Source organism: Pseudomonas sp. MB-090624, from assembly GCF_003205245.1.
In the GTDB taxonomy this organism is placed as follows: domain Bacteria; phylum Pseudomonadota; class Gammaproteobacteria; order Pseudomonadales; family Pseudomonadaceae; genus Aquipseudomonas; species Aquipseudomonas juntendi.
In genome coordinates this window covers 14,056-29,404 of the sequence record NZ_QJRK01000028.1, presented here as the reverse complement: position 1 = coordinate 29,404, position 15,349 = coordinate 14,056, and the positions used below count along the sequence as shown (strand labels likewise).

At 65.7% G+C, this 15,349-nt stretch carries 12 protein-coding genes; 4 read left to right on the top strand and 8 right to left on the bottom strand.

Annotation, left to right across the window (positions count from 1 at the left end):
• Positions 1-13: 13 nt before the first annotated feature.
• From DMX12_RS16615 to ptsP, 3 genes are read right to left on the bottom strand one after another with little or no spacing between them, the layout of a single operon-like run.
• Positions 14-1,753: a PTS fructose-like transporter subunit IIB gene (locus DMX12_RS16615; protein WP_009682710.1), complete on the bottom strand. Its 1,740-nt coding sequence runs from the start codon at positions 1,751-1,753 to the stop codon at positions 14-16.
• Positions 1,750-2,697: a 1-phosphofructokinase gene (gene pfkB / locus DMX12_RS16610; RefSeq protein ID WP_110678749.1), complete on the bottom strand. Its 948-nt coding sequence runs from the start codon at positions 2,695-2,697 to the stop codon at positions 1,750-1,752. Before pfkB ends, DMX12_RS16615 begins: the two co-directional genes overlap by 4 nt.
• The gene (ptsP, locus tag DMX12_RS16605) at positions 2,698-5,550 is read right to left on the bottom strand and encodes a phosphoenolpyruvate--protein phosphotransferase (protein ID WP_110678747.1); all 2,853 of its coding nucleotides are present in this window, start codon (positions 5,548-5,550) and stop codon (positions 2,698-2,700) included.
• 388 nt (positions 5,551-5,938) lie between these two features.
• Between ptsP and cra the strand changes: the two genes are divergently transcribed.
• Together cra and DMX12_RS16595 are read left to right on the top strand one after the other, a co-directional pair.
• Entirely contained in the window at positions 5,939-6,934 is a 996-nt protein-coding gene (cra, locus tag DMX12_RS16600) for a catabolite repressor/activator (RefSeq protein WP_110678745.1), read from the top strand.
• A gap of 2 nt (positions 6,935-6,936) precedes the next feature.
• Positions 6,937-7,713, top strand: coding sequence for a TatD family hydrolase (locus DMX12_RS16595; protein WP_110678742.1), 777 nt, complete (start codon positions 6,937-6,939; stop codon positions 7,711-7,713).
• Positions 7,714-7,734: 21 nt separating this feature from the next.
• On the opposite strand, the gene ampE is transcribed toward DMX12_RS16595, so the two are convergent.
• The 3 genes from ampE to DMX12_RS16580 all read right to left on the bottom strand — a co-directional run bounded on the left by ampE (position 7,735) and on the right by DMX12_RS16580 (position 11,337).
• A complete protein-coding gene (ampE, locus tag DMX12_RS16590; RefSeq protein ID WP_110678738.1) occupies positions 7,735-8,565 on the bottom strand; it encodes a regulatory signaling modulator protein AmpE in 831 nt (276 codons plus the stop codon).
• Entirely contained in the window at positions 8,562-9,134 is a 573-nt protein-coding gene (gene ampD / locus DMX12_RS16585; RefSeq protein WP_110678735.1) for a 1,6-anhydro-N-acetylmuramyl-L-alanine amidase AmpD, read from the bottom strand. The genes ampE and ampD overlap by 4 nt, the downstream gene beginning before the upstream one ends.
• Positions 9,135-9,207: 73 nt before the next feature.
• Complete coding sequence (locus tag DMX12_RS16580; protein WP_110678733.1) at positions 9,208-11,337, bottom strand: DUF1631 domain-containing protein; 2,130 nt, start codon at positions 11,335-11,337, stop codon at positions 9,208-9,210.
• A 221-nt stretch (positions 11,338-11,558) separates the two neighbouring features.
• Between DMX12_RS16580 and nadC the strand changes: the two genes are divergently transcribed.
• Positions 11,559-12,407 carry a carboxylating nicotinate-nucleotide diphosphorylase gene (gene nadC / locus DMX12_RS16575; protein ID WP_054914219.1) on the top strand — a complete coding sequence of 283 codons (849 nt, stop codon included), beginning with the start codon at positions 11,559-11,561 and terminating at the stop codon, positions 12,405-12,407.
• Between the two features lie 342 nt (positions 12,408-12,749).
• On the opposite strand, the gene trxB is transcribed toward nadC, so the two are convergent.
• Complete coding sequence (gene trxB, locus DMX12_RS16570) at positions 12,750-13,712, bottom strand: thioredoxin-disulfide reductase (protein WP_110678731.1); 963 nt, start codon at positions 13,710-13,712, stop codon at positions 12,750-12,752.
• A gap of 322 nt (positions 13,713-14,034) precedes the next feature.
• Between trxB and cysZ the strand changes: the two genes are divergently transcribed.
• The gene (gene cysZ, locus DMX12_RS16565; protein ID WP_054890456.1) at positions 14,035-14,763 is read left to right on the top strand and encodes a sulfate transporter CysZ; all 729 of its coding nucleotides are present in this window, start codon (positions 14,035-14,037) and stop codon (positions 14,761-14,763) included.
• A 163-nt stretch (positions 14,764-14,926) separates the two neighbouring features.
• Here cysZ and DMX12_RS30365 read toward each other — a convergent pair whose 3' ends face one another.
• Positions 14,927-15,337: a methyl-accepting chemotaxis protein gene (locus DMX12_RS30365; RefSeq protein ID WP_371928269.1), complete on the bottom strand. Its 411-nt coding sequence runs from the start codon at positions 15,335-15,337 to the stop codon at positions 14,927-14,929.
• Between the last annotated feature and the right edge of the window lie 12 nt (positions 15,338-15,349).

The following is a 15,349-nucleotide window of genomic DNA, read 5'->3' as shown; positions in this document are numbered from 1 at the left end:
CCTATACAAACCGCTAGCCTTTAACGGGCGCCACAGCCAGCTCTACCCGCTCACTCTTCTTGATCACGGCATAGACCACCGCCGTGAGCAAACTGCCCGCGACGATCGCCAACAGGTACAGCAGCGCGTGGTTGATCGCATTAGGGATCAGCAGCACGAACAAGCCGCCATGCGGGGCCATCAGCTTGCAGCCGAAGTACATCGACAATGCCCCGGTCAACGCACCACCGGCGACACTGGCCGGAATAACCCGCAGCGGGTCTTTGGCAGCAAACGGGATCGCCCCTTCCGAGATGAAGCACAGCCCCAACGCCAGGGCCGCCTTACCGGCCTCGCGCTCGCTTTGCGCGAACTTGCGCCGGGCGATGAAGGTGGCGATACCCAGGCCGATGGGCGGCACCATGCCCGCCGCCATGGTAGCGGCCATGGGGGCGTAGCTCGACGAGGCCAGCAGCCCCACCGAGAACGCATAGGCGGCCTTGTTGATCGGCCCGCCAAGGTCGACACACATCATGCCGCCCAGCAAAAGCCCCAGCAGAATGGCGTTGGTGGTGCCCATGCTGTCCAGGAAGCGGGTAAGGCCTTCCAGCATGGCTGCAACCGGCTGGCCGACCACGTAGATCATCACCAGGCCGGTGAACAGGCTCGCCAGCAACGGGATGATCAGGATCGGCTTGAGCGCCTCCAGGCTGCTGGGCAAACGAGCCCAGCGGGCGATGGCCTTGGCGCTGTAGCCCGCCAGGAAACCGGCCACGATGCCGCCAATGAAGCCGGCACCCAGGGTGCTCGCCAGCAGGCCACCGATCATGCCCGGCGCCAACCCGGGGCGGTCGGCGATAGACCAGGCAATATAGCCCGCCAGCAGTGGCACCATCAGTTTGAAGGCCGCTTCGCCACCAATCTGCATCAGCGCCGCCGGCAAGGTGCCGGGCTCCTTGTAGGCCTCGATGCCGAACACGAATGACAGCGCGATCAGCAGGCCGCCCGCCACCACCATCGGCAGCATGAACGACACGCCAGTCAGCAGGTGCTTGTACACCCCGGTCTTTTCACCCTTGGCGGGCGCGGCCGCCGCGGCATCGGCGCTGTTTTCCACCTTGCCTTCGGCCAAGGCCTTGTCCAGCGTGGCCCGCGCCTGCTTGAGGGCGACCCCGGTACCACAGCGGTAAATACGTTTGCCGGCGAAGCGGGCGGTGGGCACCTCGATGTCGGCGGCCAGCAGCACCACATCGGCCTGGGCGATGGCTTCGGCAGACAACGGGTTGCGTGCGCCGACCGAGCCCTGGGTTTCCACGGTGAGCTGGTAGCCCACTTGTTGCGCTGCCTGCTGCAAAGCCTCCGCGGCCATGAAGGTGTGAGCCACACCGGTCGGGCAGGCTGTGACTGCAACAATCTTAACGCCGGCAGAACGCTCTTCCAGCGCCGGTTTGCCTGGCACATCCGTCAGCAAGCGGGCGTTGGCCGCCGCCTCATCGAGGAAACCTTCGCGGTCAGCCAGGGCCTGCGACGGCGTGCTCTGGAACAGGCGCTTGCCGACGAAGCGGGACAGGTCAACCGGGCCGGTGCTGACCACCAGCACCCAGTCGGCCTCGGCGATTTGCGTCGCGCTCAGTTGCCGCTCGGGGTGTTCGGCATCCTGCACCTCGACACTGGTGCTCCAACCGCGCCGCTGGGCTGCGGCAGACAGCAAGCGGGCACTCAGCAAACTCGACACCTGGCCATTAGGGCAGGCGGTGACAATGGCAATGTTCATCGGCAACCCTCTTGTTGTTCTGTCAGTTGCACGGCCGCCTGCAGCCGAGCCAGTTGCTCACGGTCGCAGATGCCGAAGCCTACCTGGGTGACGGCCTGGGCGGCGATGGCGGTGGCCCGGGACAAGGTCTGCGCGGGCGCTTCGCCCTGCAGCAGGCCATGCACCATGCCGGCGACCAGGGAATCCCCTGCCCCTACCGTGCTGGCGACCCGCACCGTGGGCGGGACTGCGTGCAGCACGCGGTCGCGCATGTACCAGCTGACCCCCTCCTCACCCGCCGATACCACCACGTGTTCGATGCCGCTGGCCAACAGGCGCTCGGCAGCGGCGCCTTGCTGCGCCTGGGTAACCACAGCCTCGCCGAGCACTTCGCCCAGCTCTTCGGTGTTGGGCTTGACCAGCCACGGCGCGCTTTGCAAACCGGCCCGCAAAGCTTCACCGCTGCTGTCCAGGGCCACCTTGAGGCCTTGGGCCTTGAGCTGTTCGAGCAATTGTTGGAACCACTCGGCGCTGACCCCACGCGGCAGGCTGCCGGCCACCACCACCGCATCGTGGCCTGGCGCGACCTGGGCCAGGCGGCTGAGCAAGGCATCGCGCGCCGCCTGGTCCACCTGCGGGCCTTGGCCGTTGATGTCGGTCACGCGGCCATCGGCTTCGACCAGCTTTATGTTGCTGCGGGTTTCACCCGACACGCGGACAAAACAGTCGGCGAAGCCGCGGGTTTCGATCAGCGCCTCGAACGGTTGCAGGTTGTCACCCCCGAGGAAGCCGCCCACGGTTACGCTGTGCCCCAGGTCGGCCAGCACCTGGGCGACATTCAGCCCCTTGCCGGCGGCGTGGCTGTGCTGCGCCTGGCTGCGGTTGACTTGCCCTGGGCGCAAGGTGCCCAGGCCGATGGTGATATCCAGCGCCGGGTTCAGGGTAAGGGTGAGGATCTTGGCCATTCAGTAACGCTCCACCAGCGCGCGTACCGCTGCCGCGCTGTCCTGTTGCAGGGCCTCGCGCGCCAGGGCGCGGGCCGTCTGGTGATCGGCCTGGCGGACCAGGGCCTTGACTTCGGCAATGCTGCGCGCGGCGACGCTGAGTTCATCCACGTCCAGGCCCAGCAACACGGCGACCGCTTGCGGGTCGGCCGCCAGCTCACCGCACACACCTACCCATTTGCCATGGGCATGGGCGGCACGCACCGTCATGTCGATCAGGCTGAGCACCGCCGGGTGCAGGCCGTCGGCCTGGGCCGAGAGGCTCGGGTGGCCACGATCGATGGCCAGGGTGTACTGCGTCAGGTCGTTGGTGCCGATGCTGAAAAAGTCCACTTCGCGGGCCAGCTGTGGCGCCAGCAGGGCTGCCGAGGGGACCTCGACCATGATGCCCAGTTGCAGGTCGGCGACCGGGATTTCGGCACGCAAACGCTCGACCATGGCCCGCGCCTCACGCCATTCGTGCACCTGGCCGACCATGGGGAACATGATACGCAGCGGCCGCTGGTCGGCGGCCCGCAGCAACGCACGCAACTGGTCTTCCATGAGGTGCGGGCGCTGCAGGGTCAAGCGCACGCCGCGCACGCCAAGGAACGGGTTTTCTTCGGCTGCAATCGGCCAGTACGGCAACGGTTTGTCACCGCCGACATCCAGGGTACGCACTACCAGCGGCCGCCCGTCCAGGCCATCGAGCACACGGCGGTACTCGGCCTCCTGGGTGGCCACGTCCGGCGCTTGAGGGTGCGCCATGAAAATCAGCTCGGTGCGCAGCAGGCCCACGCCCTCGGCACCTTGGTCCACCACCTTGGCGATGCCAGTGCTTTCGCCGATGTTGGCAAACACCTCGACTGCATGCCCATCACGGGTAACCGCGGGCTCGAAACGGCTGGCCCAGGCAGCCTGCAAACGCTGCTCGCGCTGGTCGCGCTCGGCCAGCGCGCGTTGCAGCTCATCGGCCGGCGGCGCCACGCTGACCGTACCGCGCTGGCCATCGAGCAGCAGCGGTGTACCGCTTTGCAGCAGCAGTATCGCGGCCCCTGCGCCAACCACCGCGGGGATACCCAGGGCCCGAGCGACGATGGCGCTGTGCGCGGTCGCGCCGCCCTGGGCGGTGACGATACCGGCCACCCGGCTCGGGTCCAGCCGGGCGACATCGGAGGGGCCCACTTCGGTCATGACCAGCACGTAGGGCTGCTCGGGTTCCACTTGCGCCTGCACCCCGCACAACTGCGCCAGCACGCGACGGCCCACGTCACGCAGGTCGGCGGCGCGCTCGGCCAGCAAGGCATCATGCAAGGCCTCCTGCTGGCGGGCCGCGGCCTCGATCACCGCCATCCACGCGGCGGCGGCGCTCTCGCCTTGGGCCAGGCGCTGTTCGACATCGTCGGTCAGGGCGGGGTCGGCAAGCATCTCCTGGTGGGTGACGAAAATCTCGCCAATGGCTTTGTCGCTGCGCTGCACCAGCGCCTGCAGTTCACTGCTCACGACCGCCAGGGCGTCGCGCAGCTTCTGCCGCTCCTGCGTGCACGACTCGCCACGCAGGGGGTAGTCGAACTCGCGCTCGACACACACGTGCGCGGGGCCGCTGGCGATGCCTGGGGCGGCGCCCACGCCTTGAATGCGGCTCCCGGCCGGTGGCTCTTGTACCACCTCGGGCGCGGCCTCCGGTTCAGCGCTGGTGCCCTGTGGCAGCGGCTCGACTTCCTCGCCCAGACCCTGCTCGATGGCGGCCAGCAGCGCTGGCAAGGCATCGGCGGCAACCGCGGGTTCGGCGAGCAATTCCAGCACCTGGCCACGGCGGGCGCCCAGGCTGAGCAGCTTGCTCAGGCTCTTCACCGACACCGCTGGCTGGGCGCTGTCGGCCAGGCGCACGCGGATGTCCCCTTCAAAGCCTTTGGCCAGTTGCGCCAGCACCTTGGCCGGGCGGGCATGCAGCCCATGCGGGTTGGCCAGCACCACGCGGGCGCAGGGCCAGTCTGGCGGCGCCTCGCCTCCCAGAACCTCCAGCACCGCACGGCTACTGGTGGCCTGGTAGAGCGTCTGCCCGCGGCCTTCGATCAGCACTTCGCACAGCCGCTCCAGCAAGGCCTGGTGGGCCGCGCCGAGGCTGGCCAGGCAAAACAGGCCATTGAGCGGCTGGTCACGGTAGCGCAGCGGCTGTTGCGGGGTGACGAAGGCCAGGCCTGGCTGGCGCACCTGGCGCTCGCTGTGCAGCCACCACAGGCCTTCGCCCAGCGGCAGCGGCTCGGCCTGCTGCAGTACGGCGGCAAAACCGCTGTCGACGCAGTCGGCGCGCTGCAACAGCCGGGCCCCACGCCAGGCCAGTTCGTCGAAGTCTTCGGCTGGCAGGTTCAGGCCGACCAGTTGCGCATCCAGGGCCAGCGCTTGCGGCGCGCCTTGCAGCAGCTTGAGCAACGCCTCGGCGGAGCTGGCGCGGCGCAGCGCTTCGGCCAGGTCGGTTTCGCCCAGCGCACGGGTCAGCAGTTGCAGCAGGCGCAGGTGTTCATCGGAACGCGCAGCGATGCCGATGGCCAGGTAGACCATCTGCCCATCACCCCAGTCCACCCCTTCAGGGAACTGCAACAGGCGTACGCCGGTGGCATACACCAGGTCACGGGTTTGCGGCGTACCATGGGGAATGGCGATGCCCTGGCCAAGGAAGGTAGAGCCTTGCGCCTCACGGGCTTGCAGCCCTTGCAAGTACCCGTCGGCAACCAAGCCATCGGTAACCAGCCGGTCGGCCAGCAGGCGCAAGGCCTCAGCCTTGTCGGCTGCCGTCTGACCCATGGCTATCTGCTCCTTGGCGAGCTCGAGCATGACCTTCTCCTTATGCAGTTCCCGTTGGGGTACTGGAGTATTGTTGTGAAATTCACGTAACGGCCAGCGGCGGGCTGCAGGCCTCGAGCTGCGCGTTGCAAGCGAAAGCGGACAGTGCACCGACACGCTTTTTCTTATAGCTTGCAAGTTGAAATTTGCAGCTTGGGGCTGCCAGCCTAACGCTTGCAGCTTTCTCGGCCGAGGCAGAAAATCGGCAGCTGAAACGTTTAATCTGACCAGGCGGCCACGTTACTCGATAATCTGCCAAGGAAAAAGCCCCATCTTGTCGGACAATTGCGACAATAGTCGTCTGCGCGGATGGCCGGTAGGCGGTCAAACTAGCCGGCCCGGCCTGCCCGCCAGCCCCGGTAACAACAAGGAAAATTCGGTGAAACTCAGCGATATCGCCCGTCTGGCCGGTGTGTCCGTGACCACCGCCAGCTACGTCATCAATGGCAAGGCTGAACAGCAACGCATCAGCAGCAGCACTGTCGACAGGGTGCGCGCGGTGGTCGAGGCCCACGGCTTCACCCCCAACCCACAGGCTGCTGGCCTGCGCAGCCGGCATACCCGTACCCTGGGGTTCATTCTCCCGGATCTGGAGAACCCCAGCTACGCGCGCATTGCCAAGCAACTGGAACAGGGCGCCCGCGCCCGCGGCTACCAGTTGCTGATCGCCAGCAGCGATGACCAACCCGAAAGCGAACGCCAGTTGCAGCAACTGTTCCGCGCCCGTCGTTGCGATGCGCTGTTCGTTGCCAGTTGCCTGCCAGCCGAAGATGACAGCTACCGCGAACTGCAGAACAAAGGCCTGCCGGTGATCGCCATCGACCGCCGCCTGAACCCAGCGCATTTCTGTTCGGTGATCAGCGACGACCGCGACGCCAGCCGCCAGCTGGCCGCCAGCCTGCTGCGCGCCGCGCCACGCAGCATTGCCTTGCTCGGCGCCCGCCCGGAGCTGTCGGTCAGCCAGGCCCGTGCAGGTGGTTTCGATGAAGCGCTGCAAAGCTATGCCGGTGACGTGCGCCGCTACCAGGGCGAAGCCTTCAGCCGGGCATGCGGCCAGCGCCTGATGCAGCAACTGATCGACGACCTGGGGGGCCTGCCCGATGCCCTGGTGACCACCTCGTATGTGCTGCTGCAAGGGGTATTCGACACACTGCAGGCGCGCCCCGCCGGCTCCCGGCAGCTGCAGTTGGGCACGTTTGGCGACAACCAGTTGCTGGACTTCCTGCCACTGCCGGTCAATGCCATGGCCCAGCAGCACGGCCTGATCGCCGCCACTGCGCTGGAACTGGCGCTGGCCGCCATCGAGGAAAAGCGCTACGAACCTGGCGTGCATGCCATAGGCCGTACGTTCAAACAACGTATCGCCGCAGGCTGAACATGCGCCTGATCGACACCCACACCCACTTGGACTTCCCCGACTTCGACGCCGACCGCGCGCGCCTGCTGGCCAACGCGGCGGCCCGCGGTGTGGAGCGAATGGTCGTGCTCGGGGTGTACCAGGCGAACTTCCAGCGGGTGTGGGCGCTGGCCGGCGCCGAACCAGGCCTGTACGCCGCGCTGGGCCTGCACCCGGTCTACCTGGAGCAGCATCGGCCCGAGCACTTGCAGCAATTGCGCGAGTGGCTGCAGCGCCTGCGCGGTGACCCACGGCTGTGTGCAGTGGGCGAATTTGGCCTGGACTATTACCTCGAACACCTGGACAAGGCCCGCCAACAGGCGTTGTTCGAAGCACAACTGCAGATGGCGTGTGATTTCCAGCTGCCGGCGCTGTTGCACGTGCGCCGCAGCCATGCCCAGGTAATTGCCACGCTCAAGCGCTACAAACCGGCACGGGCGGGGGTGGTGCATGCCTTTGCCGGCAGTTATGAAGAGGCCCGCGAGTACATCAAGCTGGGCTTTCGGCTGGGGCTGGGCGGTGCAGCGACCTGGCCGCAGGCATTGCGGCTGCGCAAGACCCTGGCGCGCCTGCCGCTGGACAGCGTGGTGCTGGAGACCGATGCGCCAGACATGGCGCCGGCCATGTTCCCAGGGGTGAGGAACAGCCCGGAGCATTTGCCCGAGATAGCCGGTGCGCTGGCGCAAGTGATGGGGGTCGAGGCCGGCGAGCTGGCTGCAGCGAGTACCCGCAACGCGTGTGAGCTGTTCGGCTGGTAGCCGCGCTGCCCCCGCCTGATTTCAGGCCAGCACCGTCCACAGCGCAAACGCGGCATACCACAACACCGCGCAGCGCAGCAGCAGCTCCCACAGGCTGTCCAGGCGCCCCAACCCACGCTGGCTGTCTTCATCGTCGGGAATGTCGTCGGCAACGCGCCCGACCCGGGCCACCAGGTGTGCGGCGCTGATGTGCCAGTTGAGCACCTCGTGCAGCATCACCCGCGTCACCGCCAGGAAATTGCCCACCAAGGCAAAGCTCAACGCCAGCACGCGCACCGGCAGCCAGTCCATGATGTGCCGCAACTGCTCGGCGCGCGCCTTCAGCACCGCTTGCCCGCTGTGCCCAGCGCACAGCGCCAGTAACCGATAAGCCAACGCTGCCCCCGGCCCCAGCACGAAATACCAGAAGATCACGGCGAAGAAGCCCTGGTACACCTGCCACAGCAAGTGGCCCTGCACCCGCACCAACAACGTGTGCGGCTCATCGGCCGCCAGGCCAAGGTCGCGCTCTGCCACGTGCAAGGCAGCCTGGTCATCGCCCCGGCGCCAGGCGTCACGGAACGGGCCAAGCGACGCCTTGGCGTCACCGCGGCCCAAGCTGTAGACCAACACCAGCAGATGCACCGGCAGCGCCAGCAGGCCATAGGCCACGGGCTCCAGTACGTGCAACAGCAAGACCAGCAGGGCGACCGGTGCCAGCACCAGAAGCGTCAGCGTCCACCACGGGTGGACCTTGCCGCTGCGTTCCAGGCGCACCAGCTCACCAAGGAAAAAACCGTCACGTTGCACCTGATGGCGCAGGGCCGAGAACTTCTCGACCCACAGCGCCAGTACCAACACCAGAAAACTCATGCCTTGTCCTCATTGTGCTGCAGCGCTTCACGGTAGCGCGGCCAGTCGAATGCCGGGCCGGGGTCGGTCTTGCGCTGCGGGGCAATGTCGCTATGGCCCTGGATACGGCCCAGGTCGATGGCCGGCCAGGCACCGCAGATGTGCCGCGTAAGCTGTTCCAGCACGGTGTACTGGGCATCGGTATAGGGCAGGTCGTCAGTGCCTTCCAGCTCGATGCCGATGGAGAAGTCATTGCAGCCTTCGCGCCCGTCGAAACACGAAACACCTGCGTGCCAGGCGCGGTCGCACAGCGACACGAACTGGGTCACCGCGCCATCACGCTCGATGAACAGGTGGGCGGACACGGTCAGGTGGCTGATGCTGGCAAAGTACGGGTGTTCCTGGGGGTCCAGGCGGTTCTGGAAAAATTGCTGAACCTTGCCGGTACCGAAACACGCCGGCGGCAGGCTGATGTTGTGAATCACCAGCAGGGAAATCGCTTCGCCCTCCGGCCGAGCATTGAAGTTGGGCGAAGGGCAATGGGTGATTCCGTTTCCGTGGAACCAGCCAGTGGCACGGTCCAATTGCATGGGGCAGATCCTGAAAACGCCTTGAACAGGACAACAGTATGCCTTGCGGCTCACGCCCTGTGCAGGTGAATGATCACGGGCGCAGGCCGTCAAGTACGGCCTCCAGTGCACGCTCGAACAACAGCCCGTCCCCCAGCACCCGCACTTCGCCGCGCTGCAGTGCCCTGGCCAGGCTGGCGCTGCTCCACTCTCGCACTTTCAGGCCGGTGCGGTTGCTGAACACCAGCCTGTCGCTGTTCTCGACACGTGCTACCAGCTTGCAGCGCAGCGGTGGGTCTTCATCCAGCACCTGGACCCAGGTACCGACGCGCAGGCGCTGCGCCTGGCGCACTGCCGCAGCGTGCCCGCTGTCGCCCCCTGGCGGCGGGCAGCCTGGTTCTTCGGCACTTGCCAGGACAATCGCTTGCGTCACCCGCACCTGGTCCAAGGGTTGCCACTGGCCTCCCCCGCAGGCGCACAGGTGCAACCGCTCAAGCTGCTGGAAGAATGCGCGGGTCGTGAGCGAGTCCTGCGCCACGCTGGCCAAGCCGTCGCGCAACGCCTTGAGCAGCCCTGGCACCTGCTGCAACAGGGTTTGCGGCTCACGGCCCGGGGTAACGCTGAGCAGCAGCGTGTCCATGGTCTGCACCGCATCGCACCACGCCCCGGAACCCTCGCCGTGCTTCAGCCAGGCCAGCAGCAGGACCTGGCTCCAGGCCTGTACCAGCATCTGCACCACCACCTGGGGCAACACCTGGCCGCGCAGGCGCTGGTTGAGCAATTGCTGCACCTGGTGCCTGGCCTGCAAGGTGCGTGCGCGGCCCTCTTCGGCGTCGCGGGTACGTTGCTCGAGCAGCTCGCTGCGCCGCCGCTCCTCTTGGCTGAACGCGAGAAAATCTTGCAGCAGGTGGTCGAACACGCGGGTATCTTCGTCAAAATCACTGAGCACGCGCTGCACGATCAGCGCCACCCGCACGTGCAGACTGTCGCGCACATTTTCGCGGCCACTCTCCCAGCCGATGCCCGCCGCTGCGATTTCGTTGAGCAGCCGCCGTGCGGGGTGGCCAGCCCGGCAGAACAACCCCTTGTCCAGCAGCGCCACCTTCAGCAGCGGGATGTGCAGCCGGATGATCAGCGCCCGCAGGCTGGCCGGCAGGTTGTCGTCCTGCTGAATGAACGCGAACAGCAGGTTCACCAGGTTGATCATGTCTTCGTCGGCGACCGCGATACGCCTGCGTATGCCACTGCGCACGCTGACCCGCAGCAGCAATTGCTCAAGCTGCTGGCCAAGCTCGAAGTCATCTGCCTCGTGCGTGGCGGGCACATAATGCTGCAAATGGGTCAGTAACCGCAGCAGGTCGGCGGTGCTGATCGGCTGTGCGGCAGCCACCCCCTGCAAACGTGGGGCAAATTGCCCCCGCACCGGCGCCAGCAGGGTTTGCAACGAGGCAAAAAACGCCTGCCCGGCTGCGTCCGCGCCCACATCCTGGCCTGGCATGGGCGGGCAACGTCGCGCGCCCAGGCGCCGCTCCTCGGCAGGCCGGCGCGGTACCGGTTGCAGTTCGGGCAGCACGCCGGCGGCGGCCAGCAGTTGGTTGGCCTCGCCGTAGATCACATCGGCATCACTGAGCACATAGCGCTCGAACAGCGTGAGCAACACCAGCTTCACCCGCAGGCAAACCCCCAGGTTACGCCCGGCATCGAGGAAGTAACCACATAATGCGGCGGGCCCTAGCGGGTTGTCGCCCTCGTACATGGGGCGGTCGAGCAGCACCTGCAAGCGCAGCCCCAGCTGTTGCAAGGCCGGGCGATGACGTGCCAGCACGCGCCCCACCATGCCGTCGACAGCAGCGCCCCGCTCGGCCTGCGCTTTGCCGCACGTGTTCCCCGGCTGGGCCAGGTGCAGCAACAGGTCCGCCTGGCCGATGCGGGCGAAAGTTGCATGGAAGATGTCGAGAAAGCCACGCTCGATGCTTTTGCGCTTCAGGCGCAGGTCGCGCATGGCCTCGAAATACAAGTTCTGGTCGGCGTGCTCGAAGGCTTTGTCAGCCATCTCGAACAGGGTGTCGTCAGCGTTGTCGAACAGCGCCTGCAAGCCCAGGCGCAACTGCAGGGCGGCCTTGTCGCGGACTTGCAGCAGCAACACCGGAAGGCAAGGCAGAGGCGCACGCCGGCCCCGGTCGATGGCGGCCGCCAGCGGCACCACCTTGCCTTCTTCATGCATCCTGGACTCCTTGCAGGGTGTGTGGCCTGCCGCAGCAGGTATCGTCAAAGCTATGACGCCAAATACTGGTCGCCATTATCGGCAAAAACCCGCAGCGCTGCCAGCACGGATTCACCCCAGGCAGGCGCCCGCCACGCGCCGACCAAAGGTCGGCGCCAAGGCGGCTGTACACACCAGCCCCCTGCCCTATAATCGCGGGCATCTTGCTTGTGGAGCCGACCATGCCGAACCTACGCCTTGCCGACCTGACCGCTGAAATCGAAGCCAACGTGCGCCGTGCGCTGTTGGAAGACATCGGCAGTGGCGATATCACCGCGCAGTTGATCCCGGCCGAGCGCCTGGCCAAGGCGACCATCATCACCCGCGAGGACTGTGTGATCGCCGGCACTGCCTGGGTCGATGCGGTATTCCGCCAGCTCGACCCGCGGGTGGCGGTGCACTGGCAAGTCACTGACGGTGACCGTGCCAGCGCCAACCAGCCCCTGTTTCACCTCGAAGGCCCGGCCCGTTCGCTGCTCAGCGGTGAGCGCAGTGCCCTGAACTTCCTGCAACTGCTGTCGGGGGTCGCCACCCGTGCGCGCTTTCTTGCCAGCCTGGTAGAAGGCACCCAGGTGCGCCTGCTGGACACCCGCAAAACCCTGCCTGGCCTGCGCCTGGCGCAAAAGTACGCGGTGACCTGTGGCGGCTGCGACAACCACCGCATCGGCCTGTACGACGCTTTCCTGATCAAGGAGAACCACATCGCCGCCAGCGGTGGCGTGGCTCAGGCCGTGGCGGCTGCGCACCGCATTGCCCCGGGCAAACCGGTGGAAATAGAAGTGGAGAGCCTTGGCGAACTGCGCGAGGCGCTGGCGGCGGGGGCCGACATCATCATGCTCGACGAACTGAACCTGGAAGAAATGCGTGAGGCTGTGCGCATCACGGCCGGCAAGGCCAAGCTGGAGGCCAGCGGCGGGGTCAACGAGAGCACCCTGCGGGTGATTGCCGAAACGGGCGTGGACTACATCTCGATCGGGGCGATGACCAAGGATGTGAAGGCGGTCGACCTGTCGATGCGGCTGAGCCTGTGAGCTGATCGCAGGCAAGCCAGCTCCCACAGGGATCGCATCAGGGCTGACAGGTGTTTGCCACAAAATATGCAGCGCCTGGGAGATCGAGCGCCGCCCGCGCGGCGCATCGCGAGCTGCGCTCGCTCCTACGTTTTTTTCAGGCCAATTATGCCTGTGGGATCTGCGCGCGAACGCCTTGGCGCATGCCTCAATATGGCGCCGTACGAACAAGGCGGCCGCGCGCGCCTGGCACGCGCAGCTCGCGATGCGCCGCGCGGGCGGCGCTCGAACTCACAGGCGCTGAAGATGCTGCGGCTAGCCGGTTTCCAGTTGGGGGCGCGTGGCCCCCGTGCACTTGGCAAATCAGAATGAGGCGTTGGCCAGCCCGTCCAGGTAGCGCTCGACGTCCAGCGCTGCCATGCAGCCAGCACCGGCCGAGGTAATCGCCTGACGGTACACGTGGTCGGCCACGTCACCGGCCGCGAATACGCCTTCGACGTTGGTGGCGGTAGCATTGCCTTCACGGCCGCCGTTGACCACCAGGTAGCCGTCCTTGAGGGTCAGCTGGCCTTCGAACAGCGACGTGTTCGGGGTATGGCCAATGGCGATGAACACGCCATCGACCTTGATTTCATCGCTGCTGCCGTCGTTGTTCTTCAGGCGCGCACCGGTCACGCCCATGTTGTCACCCAGTACTTCGTCCAGGGTGGCGTTGAGCTTGAGCTCGATCTTGCCTTCGGCCACGCGAGCGTTGAGCTTGTCGACCAGGATCTTCTCGGCGCGGAAGGTTTCGCGGCGGTGCACCAGGGTCACCTTGCTGGCGATATTGGCCAGGTACAAGGCCTCTTCCACGGCGGTGTTGCCACCGCCCACCACAGCGACCGGCTTGTTACGGTAGAAGAACCCGTCGCAGGTAGCGCAGGCCGAAACGCCCTTGCCCATGAAGGTTTCTTCCGACGGCAGGCCCAGGTAGCGGGCGCTGCCGCCAGTGGCGATGATCAGTGCGTCGCAGGTGTACTTGCCGCTGTCACCCTGCAGGGTGAATGGCTTGTTGGCCAGGTCGACAGCATTGATGTGGTCGAACACGATCTCGGTTTCAAAACGCTCGGCATGCTCCTGCATACGCTGCATCAGGGCCGGGCCAGTCAAGCCGTGCGGGTCGCCCGGCCAGTTGTCGACTTCGGTAGTGGTGGTCAGCTGGCCACCGGCCTGCATGCCGGTGATCAGCAGCGGCTTGAGGTTGGCACGGGCGGCATACACCGCAGCGCTGTAACCGGCAGGGCCGGAACCCAGAATGATGACGCGCGAATGACGTACTTCAGACATGTCGAACTCCTGTCGAGCGGGCCGGTTTCGATACACCGGCGGCGCCAGCTGGAAAATTTAAAAGGACCCACGCAGCACTTGGGGAAGGCTACAACGCGCAGGCCCGGAAAGCGGAAAGGTGAACGCACTGTAGCGAGGTCGCAAAGATTAAGGAAATATCCTTCGACAATCCACCTCATAGGCATCGTCTATGCTGCGATTTCATCGGCGATCATACTGTCGATGCTTTTGTTACAGCCGGTTTCCCGACCACCCGCTGCCTTTCGTCGGCACGCCAAACTCGGTAAGGTCAGCGCGTTTCCCTTCTCTGCGGAGTACCTTGATGCAAGCCCCTGTCCTCTCTGGCCCCCAATACCTGCGCGAAGGCCTGAAACTGGTGCTCAGCCCCAACCTGCGCTTGTTCGTGCTGCTGCCGCTGGCGGTCAACCTGCTGCTGTTCGGTGGCCTGATCTACTTCGCCGGCCATCAGTTCAGCCTCTGGGTGGATGCCCTGATGCCAAGCTTGCCGAGCTGGCTGAGCTTCCTTACCTACATCCTCTGGCCGCTGTTCGTCGCCTTGGTGGTGTTGATGGTGTTCTTCACCTTCACGCTGGTCGCCAACGTCATCGCCGCGCCGTTCAACGGTTTTCTCGCCGAAAAGGTTGAAGTGGTGGTACGTGGCGAAGACAACTTCCCGGCGTTCAGCTGGGGCGAACTGGTGGCAATGGTACCGCGCACGCTCAGTCGCGAAATGCGCAAGCTGGGCTACTTCCTGCCACGGGCCATCGGCCTGTTCATCCTCTCACTGGTTCCGGTGGTCAACGTGGTAGCCGCGCCGCTGTGGCTGATCTTCGGCGTATGGATGATGGCCATCCAGTACATCGACTACCCGGCCGACAACAACAAGATGAGCTGGCAGGACATGCTGGCCTGGCTGCGCCAGAAGCGCTGGCAGAGCCTGGGCTTTGGCGGGGTGACGTACCTGGCGTTGCTGATCCCGGGGGTGAACGTGCTGATGATGCCGGCGGCGGTGGCCGGGGCTACATTGTTCTGGGTGCGGGAGCGGGACTGATCCCTGGGCGTTACGCGATCTCTGGAGCGGCCTTGTGTCGCGATAGGGCCGCAACGCGGCCCCAGGATCTCAACGTTAATGCACAAATTGTTGGGGCCGTTTTGCGGCCCTATCGCGACACAAGGCCGCTCCTACAAAAAGCAGAGCGCGTCTGGTTTGGGTTTCACTGCCCCAACCGGCTGGAAAACTGCCCCACCACATCCACCACCCGCTTCGCCCCGTCCTGGATCTCGACAATCACGCTGCCCGTCTGATCGGCCAGCGCCAGCCCCTGTTCGGCCTGGCGCTTGCTGGTGTCGATGATCGTCACCGCCGCTTGCGCCAACTGCTCGTTCTGCTGCACCACCCGTGCGATTTCCTCGGTGGCGCTGCTGGTACGCGAGGCCAGTTGCCGGACTTCGTCGGCAACCACGGCAAACCCGCGCCCCTGCTCCCCCGCACGGGCGGCCTCGATGGCCGCGTTGAGCGCCAACAGGTTGGTCTGCCCGGCAATGTCACTGATGGTCTTGATGATCGAGCCGATCACCCGCGACTGCGTGTCCAGCGCCTGGATACCCTCGGCCGCCTCTTGCATCGAAGCTTCCAG